This window comes from Pseudomonas koreensis, assembly GCF_024169245.1.
GTDB classification, from domain to species: Bacteria; Pseudomonadota; Gammaproteobacteria; order Pseudomonadales; family Pseudomonadaceae; genus Aquipseudomonas; species Aquipseudomonas koreensis_F.
In genome coordinates this window covers 103,365-119,486 of the sequence record NZ_JALJWP010000001.1, presented here as the reverse complement: position 1 = coordinate 119,486, position 16,122 = coordinate 103,365, and the positions used below count along the sequence as shown (strand labels likewise).

General features: G+C 59.9%; 19 protein-coding genes. 18 read left to right on the top strand and 1 reads right to left on the bottom strand.

Annotated elements, in window-relative coordinates; translation table 11 throughout:
* The first annotated feature begins 1 nt into the window (after position 1).
* Both secF and J2Y90_RS00490 read left to right on the top strand, forming a co-directional pair.
* Positions 2-916 (top strand): protein translocase subunit SecF, encoded by a 915-nt coding sequence (gene secF, locus J2Y90_RS00495; protein ID WP_253495694.1) that lies wholly within the window; start codon positions 2-4, stop codon positions 914-916.
* A gap of 121 nt (positions 917-1,037) precedes the next feature.
* Positions 1,038-1,586, top strand: a complete 549-nt coding sequence (locus tag J2Y90_RS00490) for a glycine zipper 2TM domain-containing protein (protein WP_253495692.1) — start codon at positions 1,038-1,040, stop codon at positions 1,584-1,586.
* Positions 1,587-1,837: 251 nt separating this feature from the next.
* Here J2Y90_RS00490 and suhB read toward each other — a convergent pair whose 3' ends face one another.
* The gene (gene suhB / locus J2Y90_RS00485) at positions 1,838-2,656 is read right to left on the bottom strand and encodes a type III secretion system regulator SuhB (protein WP_016773320.1); all 819 of its coding nucleotides are present in this window, start codon (positions 2,654-2,656) and stop codon (positions 1,838-1,840) included.
* 145 nt (positions 2,657-2,801) lie between these two features.
* Here suhB and trmJ point away from each other — a divergent pair, with 145 nt between their 5' ends.
* From trmJ to hisS, 16 genes are all read left to right on the top strand, one after another.
* Complete coding sequence (gene trmJ, locus J2Y90_RS00480; protein ID WP_073473313.1) at positions 2,802-3,572, top strand: tRNA (cytosine(32)/uridine(32)-2'-O)-methyltransferase TrmJ; 771 nt, start codon at positions 2,802-2,804, stop codon at positions 3,570-3,572.
* A 3-nt stretch (positions 3,573-3,575) separates the two neighbouring features.
* Positions 3,576-4,352 carry a serine O-acetyltransferase gene (gene cysE, locus J2Y90_RS00475; RefSeq protein ID WP_253495690.1) on the top strand — a complete coding sequence of 259 codons (777 nt, stop codon included), beginning with the start codon at positions 3,576-3,578 and terminating at the stop codon, positions 4,350-4,352.
* A gap of 239 nt (positions 4,353-4,591) precedes the next feature.
* The gene (gene iscR / locus J2Y90_RS00470) at positions 4,592-5,083 is read left to right on the top strand and encodes a Fe-S cluster assembly transcriptional regulator IscR (protein ID WP_016773323.1); all 492 of its coding nucleotides are present in this window, start codon (positions 4,592-4,594) and stop codon (positions 5,081-5,083) included.
* A gap of 50 nt (positions 5,084-5,133) precedes the next feature.
* A complete protein-coding gene (locus J2Y90_RS00465) occupies positions 5,134-6,348 on the top strand; it encodes an IscS subfamily cysteine desulfurase (RefSeq protein ID WP_039761430.1) in 1,215 nt (404 codons plus the stop codon).
* Positions 6,349-6,448: 100 nt separating this feature from the next.
* Positions 6,449-6,835 (top strand): Fe-S cluster assembly scaffold IscU, encoded by a 387-nt coding sequence (iscU, locus tag J2Y90_RS00460; RefSeq protein ID WP_003227907.1) that lies wholly within the window; start codon positions 6,449-6,451, stop codon positions 6,833-6,835.
* A 34-nt stretch (positions 6,836-6,869) separates the two neighbouring features.
* Positions 6,870-7,193 carry an iron-sulfur cluster assembly protein IscA gene (iscA, locus tag J2Y90_RS00455; protein ID WP_003227904.1) on the top strand — a complete coding sequence of 108 codons (324 nt, stop codon included), beginning with the start codon at positions 6,870-6,872 and terminating at the stop codon, positions 7,191-7,193.
* 8 nt (positions 7,194-7,201) lie between these two features.
* The gene (gene hscB, locus J2Y90_RS00450; RefSeq protein ID WP_016773325.1) at positions 7,202-7,723 is read left to right on the top strand and encodes a co-chaperone HscB; all 522 of its coding nucleotides are present in this window, start codon (positions 7,202-7,204) and stop codon (positions 7,721-7,723) included.
* Positions 7,724-7,773: 50 nt separating this feature from the next.
* Positions 7,774-9,639, top strand: a complete 1,866-nt coding sequence (hscA, locus tag J2Y90_RS00445; RefSeq protein ID WP_253495688.1) for a Fe-S protein assembly chaperone HscA — start codon at positions 7,774-7,776, stop codon at positions 9,637-9,639.
* Positions 9,639-9,980: an ISC system 2Fe-2S type ferredoxin gene (fdx, locus tag J2Y90_RS00440; protein WP_016773327.1), complete on the top strand. Its 342-nt coding sequence runs from the start codon at positions 9,639-9,641 to the stop codon at positions 9,978-9,980. The genes hscA and fdx overlap by 1 nt, the downstream gene beginning before the upstream one ends.
* Before the next feature lie 14 nt (positions 9,981-9,994).
* Positions 9,995-10,195, top strand: a complete 201-nt coding sequence (gene iscX, locus J2Y90_RS00435; RefSeq protein ID WP_253495686.1) for a Fe-S cluster assembly protein IscX — start codon at positions 9,995-9,997, stop codon at positions 10,193-10,195.
* Between the two features lie 88 nt (positions 10,196-10,283).
* Complete coding sequence (gene ndk, locus J2Y90_RS00430; RefSeq protein WP_024014216.1) at positions 10,284-10,709, top strand: nucleoside-diphosphate kinase; 426 nt, start codon at positions 10,284-10,286, stop codon at positions 10,707-10,709.
* Positions 10,710-10,737: 28 nt separating this feature from the next.
* Entirely contained in the window at positions 10,738-11,886 is a 1,149-nt protein-coding gene (rlmN, locus tag J2Y90_RS00425; RefSeq protein WP_024014215.1) for a 23S rRNA (adenine(2503)-C(2))-methyltransferase RlmN, read from the top strand.
* 12 nt (positions 11,887-11,898) lie between these two features.
* Positions 11,899-12,657 (top strand): type IV pilus biogenesis/stability protein PilW, encoded by a 759-nt coding sequence (pilW, locus tag J2Y90_RS00420; RefSeq protein WP_253495684.1) that lies wholly within the window; start codon positions 11,899-11,901, stop codon positions 12,655-12,657.
* The gene (locus J2Y90_RS00415; protein ID WP_253495682.1) at positions 12,657-13,676 is read left to right on the top strand and encodes a RodZ domain-containing protein; all 1,020 of its coding nucleotides are present in this window, start codon (positions 12,657-12,659) and stop codon (positions 13,674-13,676) included. Before pilW ends, J2Y90_RS00415 begins: the two co-directional genes overlap by 1 nt.
* Positions 13,677-13,679: 3 nt before the next feature.
* Positions 13,680-14,789, top strand: coding sequence for a flavodoxin-dependent (E)-4-hydroxy-3-methylbut-2-enyl-diphosphate synthase (gene ispG / locus J2Y90_RS00410; protein ID WP_042608337.1), 1,110 nt, complete (start codon positions 13,680-13,682; stop codon positions 14,787-14,789).
* 22 nt (positions 14,790-14,811) lie between these two features.
* The gene (gene hisS, locus J2Y90_RS00405) at positions 14,812-16,101 is read left to right on the top strand and encodes a histidine--tRNA ligase (protein ID WP_253495680.1); all 1,290 of its coding nucleotides are present in this window, start codon (positions 14,812-14,814) and stop codon (positions 16,099-16,101) included.
* The last annotated feature ends 21 nt before the right edge of the window (positions 16,102-16,122 follow it).

Genomic DNA, 16,122 nt, shown 5'->3' with positions numbered 1-16,122 from the left:
CATGTTACGTACAATCAACTTCATGGGCGTTCGCAACTTCGCGTTCGGCGTCACCGTGTTGCTTACCGTCATTGCCTTGTTCAGTGTCGCCACCAAGGGCATGAACTGGGGTCTGGACTTCACCGGCGGTACGCTCATCGAGCTGACCTACGAGCGTCCGGCCGACGTCACCAAGGTGCGCGAGCAGCTGGCGACCTCCGGTTATCACGAAGCCGTGGTGCAGAATTTCGGCGCCACGACTGACCTGCTGGTGCGCATGCCGGGTGAAGACCCGCAACTGGGCCATCAGGTTGCCGAAGCGCTGCAGAAGATCGGCGGCGACAACCCGGCGACGGTCAAGCGTGTCGAGTTCGTCGGCCCGCAGGTCGGTGAAGAGCTGCGCGACCAGGGCGGCCTCGGCATGCTGCTGGCGCTCGGCGGCATCCTGATCTACCTGGCGTTCCGCTTTCAGTGGAAGTTCGCGGTCGGCGCGATTGTCTCGCTGATCCACGACGTGATCGTGACCGTGGGTATCCTCTCGTACTTCCAGATCACCTTCGATCTGACGGTACTGGCGGCGGTGCTGGCGATCATCGGTTACTCGCTGAACGACACCATCGTCGTTTTCGACCGGGTACGTGAGAACTTCCGCGTGCTGCGCAAGGCGACGCTGATCGAGAACATCAACATCTCGACCACCCAGACCCTGCTGCGCACCATGGCGACGTCGATCTCCACGCTGCTGGCGATCGCGGCGCTGCTGTTCTTCGGCGGCGACAACCTGTTCGGCTTTTCCATCGCGCTGTTCATCGGTGTGTTGGCGGGTACCTACTCGTCGATCTACATCGCCAACGTGGTGCTGATCTGGCTGAACCTGACCACAGAGGATCTGATTCCTCCTGCCAACACCGAGAAGGAAGTCGACGACCGTCCATAACGGCCAGCGATTTCCCGGCTGTCAGCCAGCAAAAGGCGCGAGTTGAACTCCCGCCTTTTTTTGTGCTCCAAGGCTGGGAGAAGCGCGGGCGCGTCCCGCATGTGATGGTCAGGAGGTTCATGTGAACAAGTCGATGCTGGTTGGTGCGGTATTGGGTGCTGTCGGTGTCACAGCCGGGGGTGCTGTTGCCACCTACAGCCTGGTTAAAAGCGGCCCTGAGTATGCGCAAGTATTAGCCGTTGAGCCGGTCAAGACACAGATCAAGACTCCACGTGAAGTATGCAAGGATGTAACCGTGACCCGGCAGGCGCCGGTCAAGGATCAACACCAGATTCTCGGCACGGCAATTGGCGCCGTAGCCGGTGGTTTGTTGGGTAATCAGGTGGGCGGCGGTACCGGCAAGAAGATTGCCACGGTAGCCGGTGCAGTCGGCGGCGGTTATGCCGGTAACAAGGTGCAGGAAGGTATGCAGAACCGCGATACCTACACCACCACCCAAACCCGTTGCAACACGGTCAATGACATCAGCGACAAGGTCGTTGGTTACGATGTGCGTTACTCGCTCGATGGCAAGGAAGGCAAAGTGCGGATGGATCGCGATCCGGGCAACCAGATTCCGGTCGACAAGGAAGGCAAGCTGATCCTGTCGCAGAATGAGCCAGCTCAGTAAGATTCCACTGTTATGAAAGAAGCACCCTGCGGGGTGCTTTTTTTGTGCCCGCGTTTTTTGGCTGCACCGCATTCCCTTGTAGGAGTGAGCCTGCTCGCGATAGCGATTCATCATTCAAAGCGGGTGGTGATTGATACGACGCTATCGCGAGCAGGCTCACTCCTACATTGGGTTCGTGGTGTGTCTGGAGGGGGGAAATTCCAGGCATAAAAAAACACCCCGAAGGGTGTTTTTTTCGTTTCGCGGAAAGCTTAACGCTTCAACGAAGCCGGCAGGTGCGGCTGGATCGCTGTCAGCACTGCCTTGAAGCATTTGGTGTTGCCGGCAACGATGTGGCCTTTCTCGAGGAAGTCGTGACCGCCGGTGAAATCGCTCACCAGACCGCCAGCTTCCTGGATCAGCAGGGCGCCTGCAGCCATGTCCCACTCGGACAGGCCCGACTCCCAGAACGCGTCGAAACGACCGGCAGCCACGTAGGCCAGGTCCAGGCTCGCCGAGCCGGCGCGGCGGATGCCAGCAGTCTGGCCAACCAGGGCGCGGAACATGCCCAGGTAGTTGTCGAGGTTGTCCATCTGATCGTCACGGAACGGGAAGCCAGTGCCGAGCAGGGCGCCGTCGAGGCTGGTGCGACCGCTGACGCGCAGACGGCGACCGTTCAGTTGAGCGCCGCGACCACGGCTGGCGGTGAATTCTTCCTGGCGAACCGGGTCCAGCACCACTGCGTGTTCCAGGCGGCCACGATATTTGCAGGCGATGCTCACTGCAAAATGCGGAATGCCACGGAGGAAGTTGGTGGTGCCGTCCAGCGGATCGATGATCCACAGGTACTCTTCGCCTTCGATGCCGGTGCCGGCGTGCAGGCCGGTTTCTTCACCCTGGATCGAGTGATTCGGGTAAGCCTTGCGCAGGGCATCGATGATTTTCTGTTCAGCGGCGCGATCGACCTCGGATACGTAATCCTTGGCGTCTTTTTCGTCGACCTTGATGGTATCCAGGCGCTCGATGGAGCGGAAGATCAGTTCACTGGCGCTGCGGGCGGCGCGCAGCGCGATATTCAGCATGGGCTGCATGGATGTGTCACCTAAGGTTGTTAAAGAAAGCCGCGCATTCTATCAGAACTTTTCTTCAGGTGAAGGACGCTGTTCGCTTTCATAGCTTAACGGTAGGCTGTTCTGTAAGATTTGCCCCCCTTTCCTGTGTCCGAGAGCGCCTCCCTTGCTGCAGAACATTCGTGTCGTCCTGGTCAACACCAGCCACCCCGGCAACATCGGCGGGGCCGCGCGCGCCATGAAAAACATGGGTCTGTCGCGACTGGTGCTGGTCGAACCGCGGGTCTTCCCGCACCACGAGGCCGACGCCCGCGCCTCCGGTGCCGGTGACATCCTTGAAAACGCGCAAGTCGTCGCCACTCTGGAAGACGCTTTGGTCGGTTGCAATCTGGTGCTCGGTACCAGCGCCCGCGATCGCCGTATTCCCTGGCCGCTGCTGGATCCGCGCGAATGCGGCAACAAAGTGGTCGAGGAAGCCGGGCAGGGCGCCGAGATCGCTCTGGTGTTCGGCCGTGAAGACTCCGGCCTGACCAACGAAGAGCTGCAGCGATGTCACTTCCACGTGCACATCCCTTCCGACCCGACCTTCAGTTCGCTGAACCTCGGGGCGGCGGTGCAGGTGTTGAGTTATGAAGTGCGCATGGCCTGGCTGGCTGCGCAGGGTCAGCCGAGCAAGGTCGAGAAAGAAGAAGTGGCCTCGGTGAAAAGCGCCGAGCTGGCGACCATGGATGAGCTGGAGCGATTCTATGAGCATCTTGAGCAGACGCTGGTTGCCATCGAGTTCCTCGACCCGGAAAAACCTCGGCACTTGATGGCGCGCCTGCGTCGGTTGTATGGACGCAGCTCGGTCAGCCGGGCGGAAATGAATATTTTGCGTGGCATCCTCACGGAGACCCAGAAAGCGGCCCGTGGCGAGCTTCTAAAGCGGAAGGATTGAATGATGTTTGAGCGTTTGCGTGAAGATATCCAGAGCGTATTCCATCGAGACCCGGCGGCGCGTAACGCTTTTGAAGTCCTGACCTGCTACCCCGGCATGCATGCGATCTGGATTCATCGACTGGCCGGCATGCTCTGGCGCAACGAGCTGAAATGGTTGGCGCGACTGGTGTCGAACTTCGGTCGCTGGCTGACCGGAATCGAAATTCATCCGGGCGCCAAAGTTGGTCGGCGTTTCTTCATCGACCACGGCATGGGCATCGTCATTGGTGAAACCGCCGAGATCGGCGACGACGTGACCATCTATCAAGGTGTGACCCTCGGCGGCACCAGTTGGAACAAAGGCAAGCGCCACCCGACGCTGGGTGATGGCGTGGTGGTTGGAGCCGGCGCCAAGGTCCTTGGCCCGTTCACGGTCGGTGCAGGCGCCAAAGTCGGTTCCAACGCTGTGGTAACCAAGGAAGTGCCACCGGGCGCCACCGTGGTGGGAATTCCAGGGCGGATCATCATCAAGACTGATGAAGAGCAGGACGCCAAGCGCAAAGCCATGGCCGAGAAGATCGGTTTCGACGCCTACGGTGTCAGCGAAGACATGCCCGACCCGGTGGCCCGCGCCATCGGCCAGTTGCTCGATCATCTGCAAGCGGTGGACGGACGTCTGGAAGGCATGTGCGGCGCGCTGAAGGACCTGGGCAGCAATTACTGTGCGAAAGATCTGCCTGAGCTGCGCGAAGAAGACTTCGCCTGCGTCAAAGGCAAGGATCAGAGCCAGGCCAGTTAAACCGAGGCGCTGCTATCGCGAGCAGGCTCACTCCTACAGGAGAGCGCATTCCAAATGTAGGAGTGAGCCTGCTCGCGATGAACGATGGCTCGGTATCACTGGCTGTACGCCGCAGGCCTTTGCTATCATTCGCGCGCTCTTTTGCGGGTAAACCCGACTAAAGCACTAGGTCTTATAGTTGACTTAAATGCTCGGGAATTGCATACTCCCGCCCATTCCGAACTCCGTGGTAACTGTCCATGCGACTGACTACAAAAGGCCGATACGCCGTGACCGCCATGCTTGACCTGGCGTTGCACGCGCAGCACGGGCCGGTGTCTCTGGCCGATATCTCCGAGCGCCAAGGCATCTCCCTGTCCTACCTCGAACAGCTGTTCGCCAAGCTGCGCCGCAGCAACCTGGTTTCCAGTGTTCGCGGTCCGGGTGGTGGCTACCAGTTGTCCCGCGATATGCAGGGCATCCAGGTCGCCCAGGTGATCGATGCGGTGAACGAATCGGTCGATGCCACCAAGTGCCAGGGCCAGGGCGATTGCCATTCCGGTGATACCTGCCTGACCCATCATCTGTGGTGCGACTTGAGCCTGCAGATTCACGAATTTCTGAGCGGTATCAGCTTGGCCGACCTTGTGACTCGCCGTGAGGTACAAGAAGTGGCCCAGCGTCAGGACCAGCGCCGTTGCAGCAGCAAGGCGCCACGCCTGGACAAGATTGAAGCGTCCGCCGTCGAATGACAGCCGAAGAGCTACCCGCGGCACGCCAGCCCTGATTTAGGAGATAGTCCATGAAATTGCCGATTTACCTTGATTACTCTGCAACCACCCCGGTTGATCCGCGCGTTGCGCAGAAAATGAGTGAATGCCTGCTGGTCGACGGAAACTTCGGTAACCCGGCGTCCCGCTCCCACGTGTTCGGCTGGAAAGCTGAAGAGTCCGTCGAAAACGCTCGTCGTCAGGTGGCCGATCTGGTCAACGCCGACCCGCGTGAAATCGTCTGGACCTCCGGTGCCACCGAGTCCGACAACCTGGCGATCAAGGGCGCGGCACATTTCTACGCCTCCAAGGGCAAGCACCTGATCACCAGCAAGATCGAGCACAAGGCTGTCCTCGACACCATGCGCCAACTGGAGCGTGAAGGTTTCGAAGTGACCTACCTCGAGCCGACCGAAGACGGTCTGATCACTCCGGCAATGATCGATGCGGCCCTGCGCGAAGACACCATTCTGGTGTCGGTAATGCACGTCAACAACGAAATCGGCACCATCAACGACATCGCCGCCATTGGCGAGATGCTGCGCGCCAAGGGCGTGCTGTTCCACGTCGACGCCGCTCAGTCTACTGGCAAGGTCGAAATCGATCTGCAGAAGCTGAAAGTCGACATGATGTCGTTCTCCGCCCACAAGACTTATGGCCCTAAAGGCATCGGCGCGCTTTATGTCAGCCGCAAGCCGCGTGTGCGCATCGAAGCGACCATGCACGGCGGCGGTCACGAGCGTGGCATGCGTTCCGGCACCCTGGCGACCCACCAGATCGTCGGCATGGGTGAAGCGTTCCGCGTAGCCAAGGAAGACATGGCCGCTGAAAACGTGCGCATCAAAGCCTTGAGCGATCGCTTCTACCAGCAGGTCGAGCATCTGGAAGAGCTGTACGTCAACGGCAGCCTGACTGCCCGCGTTCCGCACAACCTGAACCTGAGCTTCAACTACGTTGAAGGCGAGTCGCTGATCATGGCGCTCAAGGATCTGGCGGTATCGTCCGGTTCGGCCTGCACCTCGGCGTCGCTGGAGCCGTCGTATGTACTGCGCGCCCTGGGCCGCAACGACGAACTGGCACACAGCTCGATCCGCTTTACCTTCGGCCGTTTCACCACCGAAGAAGAAATCGACTACGCCGCGCAGAAAGTCTGCGAGGCCGTTACCAAGCTGCGCGCTCTGTCGCCGCTGTGGGACATGTACAAAGACGGCGTCGATATCTCGAAAATCGAGTGGGCGGCACACTAAATATAGAAGCCGCCAGATACAGATCCTGTAGCGACGCGGCGGTTTACGCAGCGCAGTTGCAGGGTCTCAAGAGCGGCCCTGATGAGTGAGGATTAGAATCATGGCTTACAGCGAAAAGGTCATCGACCACTACGAAAACCCGCGCAACGTCGGCAAGATGAACGCGGAAGATCCTGATGTCGGCACCGGCATGGTCGGCGCTCCGGCGTGCGGCGACGTGATGCGTTTGCAGATCAAGGTCAACGATCAGGGCGTTATCGAAGACGCCAAGTTCAAGACCTACGGTTGCGGTTCGGCAATTGCCTCCAGCTCCCTCGCCACCGAGTGGATGAAAGGCAAGACCCTGGACGAAGCCGAAACCATCAAGAACACTCAGCTGGCCGAAGAACTGGCCCTGCCGCCAGTGAAAATCCACTGCTCCGTGCTCGCAGAAGACGCTATCAAAGCGGCAGTTCGCGATTACAAGCAGAAGAAAGGCTTGATCTGACTTTCAAGATTTGGCGACGAGTAAGGAGTCACCGATGGCTATCAGCATGACAGAAGCGGCTGCTCGACACGTGCGGCGCTCCCTCGACGGGCGCGGCAAAGGTGAAGGGATTCGTCTGGGTGTTCGCACCACAGGCTGTTCCGGCCTTGCCTACGTGCTGGAGTTTGTCGACGAGGTAGTGGCGGAAGATCAGGTGTTCGAGAGTCACGGCGAAAAAGTGATCATCGACCCTAAAAGCCTGGCCTACCTGGACGGCACCGAGCTCGATTTCGTCAAGGAAGGGTTGAACGAAGGCTTCAAGTTCAACAACCCCAACGTGCGCGGTGAGTGTGGCTGCGGCGAAAGCTTCAACATCTGAGGCTGGTCGTGGGTATTCCTTGTCATTTCGCTTTATTCGAGCTGCAGCCGAGCTTCCGCCTGGATCTCGAGCAGTTGGCCACGCGCTACCGTGAGTTGGCGCGCGGCGTCCATCCCGACCGTTTTGCCGACGCTTCGGAGCGCGAGCAGCGCTCGGCGCTCGAGCAATCGGCGCGGCTCAACGACGCCTACCAGACGCTCAAGAGCCCGGCCCAGCGCGCACGCTACCTGTTGAAAATCAGCGGGCATGAAGTGCCGATGGAAGTCACCGTCCACGACCCCGAGTTTCTTCTGCAGCAGATGCAATGGCGCGAAGAGCTTGAAGATCTGCAGGACAGTGCCGACCTCGACGGTGTCGCGGTATTCAAGCGTCGCTTGAAGGCAGCTCAGGAGCAGCTCAACGAAAGCTTCGCAGCCTGTTGGGATGATGCAGCGCAACGCGAGCAGGCCGAACGCCTGATGCGGCGCATGCAGTTCCTCGACAAGCTCACCTACGAAGTGCGCCAGCTGGAAGAGCGCCTCGACGATTAACCCAGTGCTGCCCTGATTGCACGCTGACAGACAGACAAGACCTGATCACCATGGCTCTACTGCAGATCGCCGAACCCGGCCAAAGTCCTCAACCGCACCAGCGTCGTCTGGCTGTGGGCATCGACTTGGGTACTACCAATTCGCTGGTCGCTGCGCTGCGCAGTGGTCTTTCCGAGCCGCTGGCCGACGCCAACGGGCAGGTCATCCTGCCGTCCGCCGTGCGTTATCACGCCGACCGCGTCGAAGTCGGCGAGTCGGCCAAGCTCGCCGCATCCTCCGATCCTCTGAATACCGTGCTGTCGGTCAAGCGCTTGATGGGTCGTGGGCTGTCCGACGTCAAGCAATTGGGCGAGCAACTGCCGTACCGCTTTGTCGGCGGCGAATCGCACATGCCGTTCATCGACACCGTACAAGGCCCGAAAAGCCCCGTTGAAGTCTCCGCCGATATTCTCAAGGTCTTGCGTCTGCGTGCTGAAGCGACCTTGGGCGGTGAACTGGTTGGCGCGGTGATCACCGTCCCTGCCTACTTCGACGATGCTCAGCGTCAGGCCACCAAAGATGCGGCCAGGCTCGCCGGTCTGAACGTGTTGCGTCTGCTCAACGAGCCGACCGCCGCTGCCGTTGCGTATGGTCTGGATCAGCACGCCGAAGGTCTGGTGGCGATTTATGACCTGGGTGGCGGTACGTTCGATATTTCGGTTCTGCGTCTGACCGGCGGCGTCTTTGAAGTGCTGGCCACCGGCGGCGACAGCGCGCTGGGCGGCGATGACTTCGACCACGCGATTGCCGGCTGGATCATTGAAAGCGCTGGGCTGTCCGCTGATCTCGATCCGGGCGCACAACGCAATCTGCTGCAGACCGCCTGCGCGGCCAAAGAAGCCCTGACCGACGCGGCCAGTGTGGAAGTGGCTTACGGCGACTGGAAAGCACAACTGACCCGTGAAGCCTTCGATGCGCTGATCGAGCCAATGGTTGCGCGCAGTCTGAAAGCCTGCCGCCGCGCGGTTCGCGACTCCGGCATTGAGCTGGAAGACGTCCACGCCGTGGTCATGGTCGGCGGTTCGACCCGCGTTCCGCGTGTTCGTGAAGCTGTTGCCGAAGCCTTTGGTCGTCAGCCATTGACGGAAATCGACCCGGATCAAGTGGTGGCCATCGGGGCCGCGATCCAGGCCGATACCCTGGCTGGCAACAAACGCGATGGCGGCGAACTGCTGCTGCTCGATGTGATTCCGCTGTCCCTGGGGCTGGAAACCATGGGCGGTCTGATGGAGAAGGTGATTCCGCGCAACACCACCATCCCCGTCGCCCGCGCCCAGGATTTCACCACTTACAAAGACGGCCAGTCGGCCATGGCGATCCACGTCTTGCAGGGCGAGCGCGAGCTGATCAGCGACTGCCGCTCGCTGGCACGTTTCGAATTGCGCGGCATTCCGGCGATGGTGGCCGGTGCGGCGAAAATTCGCGTGACCTTCCAGGTCGACGCCGACGGTTTGCTTAGCGTGTCCGCCCGTGAACTGGGCTCGGGCGTTGAAGCGAGCATTCAGGTCAAGCCGTCCTACGGCCTGACCGACGGCGAAATCGCCAAGATGCTCAAAGATTCGTTCCAGCATGCCAATGACGACAAGGTTGCCCGCGTCCTGCGCGAGCAGCAGGTCGATGCCCAGCGCCTGCTTGAAGCGGTGCAGGGTGCGCTGGAGGCCGATGGCGAGCGCTTGCTCGACGCCGAAGAGCGCATGGTCATCGAACTGCAAATGCAGGAACTGGCCGAACTGATGAAAGGTACCGATGGTTACGCCATCGAGCAGCAGACCAAGCGTCTGTCGCAAGTGACCGATGCTTTTGCTGCCCGCCGCATGGATCTGACGGTGAAAGCCGCTCTGTCGGGGCGCAACCTGAATGAAATCGAGGATATCTGATGCCGCAGGTCATTTTTCTGCCCCACGAGAAGTTCTGCCCTGAAGGCATGGTCGTCGAGGCTGCGCCCGGCACATCGATTCTCGAGCTGGCCCATGAACACCACATCGAGATGGAAAGCGCGTGCGGGGGCGTCTGCGCCTGCACCACGTGCCACTGCATCATCCGCGAGGGTTTCGACTCGCTGGAAGAGGCTGACGAGCTGGAAGAAGATTTCCTTGATCGTGCCTGGGGCCTGGAAGCGCAATCGCGTCTGGCCTGCCAGGCCATCGTCGGTGAAGAAGACCTCACCGTCGAGATTCCGAAATATTCGCTTAACCATGCGGCCGAAGCGCCGCACTGACTGGTAAGACTGTCATGAGCTACGGTTGGAATGATGTTCAACGTATTGCAGAAGAGCTGGCCGAGGTCCACCCGGGTATCGATCCGTATTCTGTTGGTTTCGTCAAACTGCAGCAGATGATCAAGTCACTTCCCGATTTCGACGACACCTCTGGTCGCGTTGGCGAGAAGGTGTTGGAAGCGGTTCAGACACTCTGGGCTGAAGAATTGGACTGATCGTCCTCGCAGGTTAGGCAATACCCAAGAACCCGCGTATAATTCGCGGGTTTAATTTTTCGCAAATTACCGTTTCTGGAGTTACACCATGGCTGTTCAACGTACTTTCTCCATCATCAAGCCTGACGCCGTTGCTAAAAACGTGATCGGCAAGATCACCACTCGCTTCGAAGACGCTGGCCTGCGCGTTGTAGCTTCGAAACTGAAGCAACTGTCCAAAGCCGAAGCCGAAGGCTTCTACGCTGAGCACAGCGAGCGCGGTTTCTTCGGTGACCTGGTTGCTTTCATGACTTCCGGCCCGGTTGTCGTTCAGGTTCTGGAAGGCGAAAACGCTATCGCTCGCAACCGTGAGCTGATGGGCGCTACCAACCCTAAAGAAGCTGCTGCCGGCACCATCCGTGCTGACTTCGCTGAATCGATCGACGCCAACGCCGTTCACGGTTCGGACTCCGAAGCTGCTGCCGCTCGCGAAATCGCTTACTTCTTCGCAGCTACTGAAGTAACCACTCGCTAAGCATTGCTTGCAGAGTGAAGGTGAATCCATGACTACATCGACTGTTAAAACAAACCTGCTGGGTCTGACCCAGCCGGAAATGGAAAAATTCTTCGACTCAATCGGGGAGAAGCGTTTCCGTGCCGGTCAGGTAATGAAATGGATTCACCACTTTGGCGTCGATGATTTCGACGCCATGACGAACGTCAGCAAAGCCTTGCGCGACAAGCTCAAGGCCATTGCTGAAGTACGTGGTCCGGAAGTGGTCAGCGAGGACATCTCCAGCGACGGCACCCGTAAATGGGTGGTGCGCGTGGCGTCCGGCAGCTGCGTCGAGACCGTGTACATTCCCCAGGGCAAACGCGGCACCTTGTGCGTTTCGTCCCAGGCAGGCTGTGCCCTGGACTGCAGTTTCTGCTCCACCGGCAAGCAAGGCTTCAACAGCAACCTCACCGCCGCCGAAGTTATCGGTCAGGTGTGGATTGCCAACAAATCTTTCGGCAGCGTCCCGGCCACCGTCGACCGCGCCATCACCAACGTGGTGATGATGGGCATGGGCGAGCCGTTGCTGAACTTCGACAACGTCGTCGCCGCCATGCATCTGATGATGGATGACCTCGGCTACGGGATCTCCAAGCGCCGCGTGACCCTGTCCACCTCGGGTGTGGTGCCCATGATCGATGAGCTGGCCAAGCACATCGACGTATCCCTGGCGTTGTCGCTGCACGCACCGAATGACGCATTGCGTAACCAATTGGTGCCGATCAACAAGAAATATCCGCTTAAGATGCTGCTCGAGTCGTGCCAGCGCTACATGTCTGCCCTTGGCGAGAAACGTGTGCTGACCATCGAGTACACCTTGCTCAAGGACGTCAATGACAAGCTTGAGCACGCCGTGGAAATGATCGAGCTGCTCAAAGACATCCCGTGCAAGATCAACCTGATTCCATTCAACCCGTTCCCGCACTCCGGGTACGAGCGGCCGAGCAACAATGCCATCCGCCGCTTCCAGGATCAGTTGCATCAGGCCGGTTTCAACGTCACTGTCCGCACCACCCGTGGTGAAGACATTGACGCTGCATGTGGTCAATTGGTAGGGCAGGTGCTGGATCGCACCCGTCGCAGCGAACGTTACATCGCCGTGCGTGAGTTGAGCGCCGACAGCGATCTGGCACAGAACGCCGCGAACACAAATTAAGAGAGGATCTCTATGTCCCTGCGCTTTGCGCTGCTATTGCTGTTGGCCAGCCTGTGCGCTGGTTGTGTCCTGTCGGGTGACTACAACCCGATGAAGACCAGCAAGGGCCGCGATGAAGCGCGGGCTGCCTACGTGCAGTTGGGGCTGGGCTACCTGCAGCAAGGCATGACCGAACGCGCCAAGGTGCCGCTGAAAAAGGCGCTGGATCTGGACAGTTCGGATCCCGACGCCAATGCGGCCCTCGGTCTGGTGTTTCAGGCCGAGATGGAGCCTGCACTGGCCGACGAGCACTTTCGCAAGGCCCTGTCTTCCCGTCCCGCCGATGCGCGCATTCTCAACAACTACGGCAGTTTTCTCTACGAAGAACAGCGCTACAAGGAAGCCTACGAGCGTTTTGAACAAGCGGCCGCTGATACCCTGTATCCTGAGCGTTCGCGGGTCTTCGAAAACCTCGGCATGACGGCCGCCAAGTTGGGCCAGCGTGATCTGGCGCAGCAACAGCTGGAAAAAGCCCTGCGCCTGAACCGCCAACAACCGCGCGCATTGCTGGAAATGGCTGAGTTGTCCTTCGAAGACAGGCATTATGTGCCCGCGCGTGACTATTACGACCGTTTCAGCCAGCTGACCGAACAAAATGCACGTAGTCTATTGCTCGGCGTTCGGCTGGCAAAAGTGTTTGAAGATCGCGACAAGGCAGCCAGTTACGGTCTGCAATTAAAACGACTCTATCCCGGTACGCCGGAATATCAGCAATACCTGTCGGAGCAATGATGAAAGCGGCGCATCCCGAAGTTGTAGCAGCGAATCGCGTTAATCCCGGTGAGACCCTGCGCCAGGCCCGCGAAAGCAATGGCTGGTCGCTGGCCGAAGTGGCCCTCAAGCTCAACCTCACCGTGACGTCCCTGAGCAATCTTGAAGCCGGCGCTTTCGACAAGCTGCCGGGGCATACCTTCGCTCGAGGTTACATTCGCGCCTATGCCAAATTGCTCGGCATGGACCAGACCGTTCTGGTTCAGCAGTTCGACCAGTCCACCGGCACCGACTCCCAGGGCAGCAACGTTCACGCCCTCGGTCGTATCGAGGAGCCGGTGCGGGTCTCCCACACCATTTTGCGTATCGTCAGCCTGTTGCTGCTGATCGCAGTCATCGGCGGCGGTTTCATCTGGTGGCAGGATCAGACTTCGCAACGCACCCGCGATCTGACCAGCCTCGCGCCGGAGCACGTCGAAGTCGAAGGCGCCGACGGCACCACGCAGATCCACCCGATCGACGAGCCGGAAGATCAGGCTGTCGCTGAAAATCAGGCCGACAATTCGACTTCGCTGGCCTTGCCGCAGTCGGAAACCAGTGCTGAATCGACCGGCGCCGAATCTGCTGCGCCAGCGACCGAGCCAGCTGCCCCGGCAGTTGCGCCAAGCGCACCGGCACAGACGCCCGCGCCAGTGGTGGCGGCTCCGGCCACTCCAGCACCGAATGTCCCAGCGACACCTGCACCGACCGCGCCGGTTGCTCAAGCGCCAAGCGCTGAAACAGCTGCTCCGGTTGCCGGTGAAGGCCAGGTGCAGCTGCAGTTCACTGGCGATTGCTGGGCACAGGTGACCGATGGCCGTGGCAAAGTGATTTTCAGTGGTCTGAAGCATAAAGGCGACAGCGTGAGTGTTTCCGGCAAGCCGCCGCTCGCCGTACGTCTGGGCGTTGCCCGCGCGGCACAGGTCAGCTACAACGGCCAACCGGTCGATATCGCTCCGTTCACCAGTGGCGAGACTGCTCGCCTGAAGTTGGGTCAATAAGTCATGCACGGCGAATCTCCAATCAAACGTCGCGAATCGCGCAAGATCTGGGTCGGCAACGTACCGGTGGGCGGCGACGCGCCGATCGCTGTGCAGAGCATGACCAACAGCGACACCAATGACGTGGCCGCGACCGTGGCGCAGATCAACCGTCTGGAAGCTGCCGGCGTCGACATCGTTCGCGTCTCGGTACCGGACATGGACGCCGCCGAGGCGTTCGGCAGGATCAAGCAGCTGGTCAAAGTGCCGTTGGTGGCCGACATTCACTTCGACTACAAGATCGCCTTGCGCGTGGCTGAGCTGGGCGTCGACTGCCTGCGTATCAACCCGGGCAACATCGGTCGCGAAGACCGCGTGCGTGCGGTGGTCGATGCGGCGCGTGATCGCGGCATTCCGATCCGCATCGGCGTCAACGCCGGCTCCCTGGAAAAAGACCTGCAGAAGAAATACGGCGAGCCGACCCCGGCGGCGCTGGTCGAATCCGCGCTGCGTCACGTCGAGCACCTCGAACGCCTGAATTTCCAGGACTTCAAGGTCAGCGTGAAGGCCTCCGACGTGTTCATGGCCGTCGAAGCCTACCGCTTGCTGGCCAAGGAAATCGTCCAGCCGCTGCACCTGGGTATCACCGAAGCTGGCGGTTTGCGTTCGGGCACGGTGAAATCCGCCGTGGGCCTAGGTATGCTGCTCGCCGAAGGGATTGGCGATACTATCCGCATCTCGCTGGCGGCCGATCCGGTCGAGGAAGTGAAGGTCGGTTACGACATTCTCAAGTCTTTGCATCTGCGTTCCCGTGGCATCAACTTCATCGCCTGCCCGAGCTGCTCGCGGCAGAACTTCGATGTGGTCAAGACCATGAACGAGCTGGAAGGGCGCCTTGAAGACCTGCTGGTGCCGCTGGATGTCGCGGTCATCGGTTGCGTGGTCAACGGCCCCGGCGAAGCCAAGGAAGCCCATATCGGCTTGACCGGCGGCACGCCAAACCTGATTTACATCGACGGCAAGCCGTCGCAGAAGCTGACGAATGACAATCTGGTGGACGAGCTGGAAAAGCTGATCCGCCAGAAAGCGGCCGAAAAGGTCGAAGCTGACGCTGCCGTTATCGCGCGCGGCTGATCGAACGAATTAAGGAAATTTTGTGAGCAAGTCTCTGCAAGCCATTCGTGGCATGAACGACATCCTGCCCGAACAGACCCCGCTGTGGCGTTATTTCGAAGGCACTGTGGCGCGTCTGCTGGATAACTACGGTTACAAGCAGATCCGCATGCCGATCGTCGAGTTCACCGAGCTGTTCAAACGCTCGATCGGCGAAGTCACCGATATCGTCGAAAAAGAGATGTACACCTTCGAAGACCGCAATGGCGACTCCCTGACCCTGCGTCCGGAAGGCACCGCGGCCTGCGTGCGCGCAGTGCTCGAACACGGCATCACCGGCGGCGGTCAGGTGCAGAAACTCTGGTACATCGGCCCGATGTTCCGCCACGAGCGTCCGCAGAAAGGCCGCTATCGCCAGTTCCACCAGATCGGTCTGGAGGTGTTCAACCTCGACGGTCCGGACATCGACGCCGAGCTGATCATCATGACCTGGCGCCTGTGGGGCGAGCTGGGCATCCGTGATGCGGTCAAGCTCGAACTCAACAGCCTCGGCACCAGCGAATCCCGTGGCCACTATCGTGAAGCGCTGGTCGAGTACCTCTCGGCGCACCACGACAAGCTCGACGAAGACAGCCAGCGTCGCCTCAAGACCAACCCGCTGCGCGTGCTCGACACGAAAAATGCCGACACCCAGGCCGTGCTGGTCGATGCGCCGAAAATGGCCGATTACCTCGACGACGAGTCCCGCGCTCACTTCGAAGGCCTGAAGGCGCGTCTGGATGCCGTTGGCATTCCCTACGTGCTCAACCCGAAACTGGTGCGCGGCCTCGATTACTACAGCAAAACCGTTTTCGAATGGGTCACCGACAAGCTCGGCGCCCAGGGCACCGTGTGCGCTGGCGGCCGTTACGACGGTCTGGTCGAGCAGATGGGCGGCAAGCCAACCCCGGGCGTGGGTTTCGCCATGGGCATCGAACGTCTGGTCCTGATGCTCGAAACCCTCGAGCAGATCCCGCAAGAAATTGCCCGTCAGGTCGACGTCTACCTCTGCGCCTTCGGTGAAGAGGCCGAGCTGGCCGGGCTGGCCCTGGCCGAACGGGTTCGCGATCAACTTCCAAACCTGCGCCTGCAAGTCAATGCCGGCGCTGGCAGTTTCAAAAGCCAGTTCAAGAAGGCCGACAAGAGCGGTGCGCTGTACGCATTGATCCTCGGTGACGACGAAATGGCCCAGCAAGTGGTAGGTTTCAAACCCCTGCGTGGCCAGGGCGAACAACAAAGCATTGCCTGGGATGCGCTCGCCGCTCACCTGGCCACCTGCGTCGTGCAGGGTTGAAGCTGTCTTAACAGCCGATTT

Coding starts and splice junctions, on each gene's coding strand:
- hscA (WP_253495688.1), top strand. CDS start 7,774: ATGGCTCTACTGCAGATCGCCGAACCCGGCCAAAGTCCTCAACCGCAC.
- iscR (WP_016773323.1), top strand. CDS start 4,592: ATGCGACTGACTACAAAAGGCCGATACGCCGTGACCGCCATGCTTGAC.
- ndk (WP_024014216.1), top strand. CDS start 10,284: ATGGCTGTTCAACGTACTTTCTCCATCATCAAGCCTGACGCCGTTGCT.
- rlmN (WP_024014215.1), top strand. CDS start 10,738: ATGACTACATCGACTGTTAAAACAAACCTGCTGGGTCTGACCCAGCCG.
- cysE (WP_253495690.1), top strand. CDS start 3,576: ATGTTTGAGCGTTTGCGTGAAGATATCCAGAGCGTATTCCATCGAGAC.
- ispG (WP_042608337.1), top strand. CDS start 13,680: ATGCACGGCGAATCTCCAATCAAACGTCGCGAATCGCGCAAGATCTGG.
- iscA (WP_003227904.1), top strand. CDS start 6,870: ATGGCTATCAGCATGACAGAAGCGGCTGCTCGACACGTGCGGCGCTCC.
- suhB (WP_016773320.1), bottom strand. CDS start 2,656: ATGCAGCCCATGCTGAATATCGCGCTGCGCGCCGCCCGCAGCGCCAGT.
- pilW (WP_253495684.1), top strand. CDS start 11,899: ATGTCCCTGCGCTTTGCGCTGCTATTGCTGTTGGCCAGCCTGTGCGCT.
- J2Y90_RS00465 (WP_039761430.1), top strand. CDS start 5,134: ATGAAATTGCCGATTTACCTTGATTACTCTGCAACCACCCCGGTTGAT.
- J2Y90_RS00415 (WP_253495682.1), top strand. CDS start 12,657: ATGAAAGCGGCGCATCCCGAAGTTGTAGCAGCGAATCGCGTTAATCCC.
- secF (WP_253495694.1), top strand. CDS start 2: ATGTTACGTACAATCAACTTCATGGGCGTTCGCAACTTCGCGTTCGGC.
- iscU (WP_003227907.1), top strand. CDS start 6,449: ATGGCTTACAGCGAAAAGGTCATCGACCACTACGAAAACCCGCGCAAC.
- iscX (WP_253495686.1), top strand. CDS start 9,995: ATGAGCTACGGTTGGAATGATGTTCAACGTATTGCAGAAGAGCTGGCC.
- fdx (WP_016773327.1), top strand. CDS start 9,639: ATGCCGCAGGTCATTTTTCTGCCCCACGAGAAGTTCTGCCCTGAAGGC.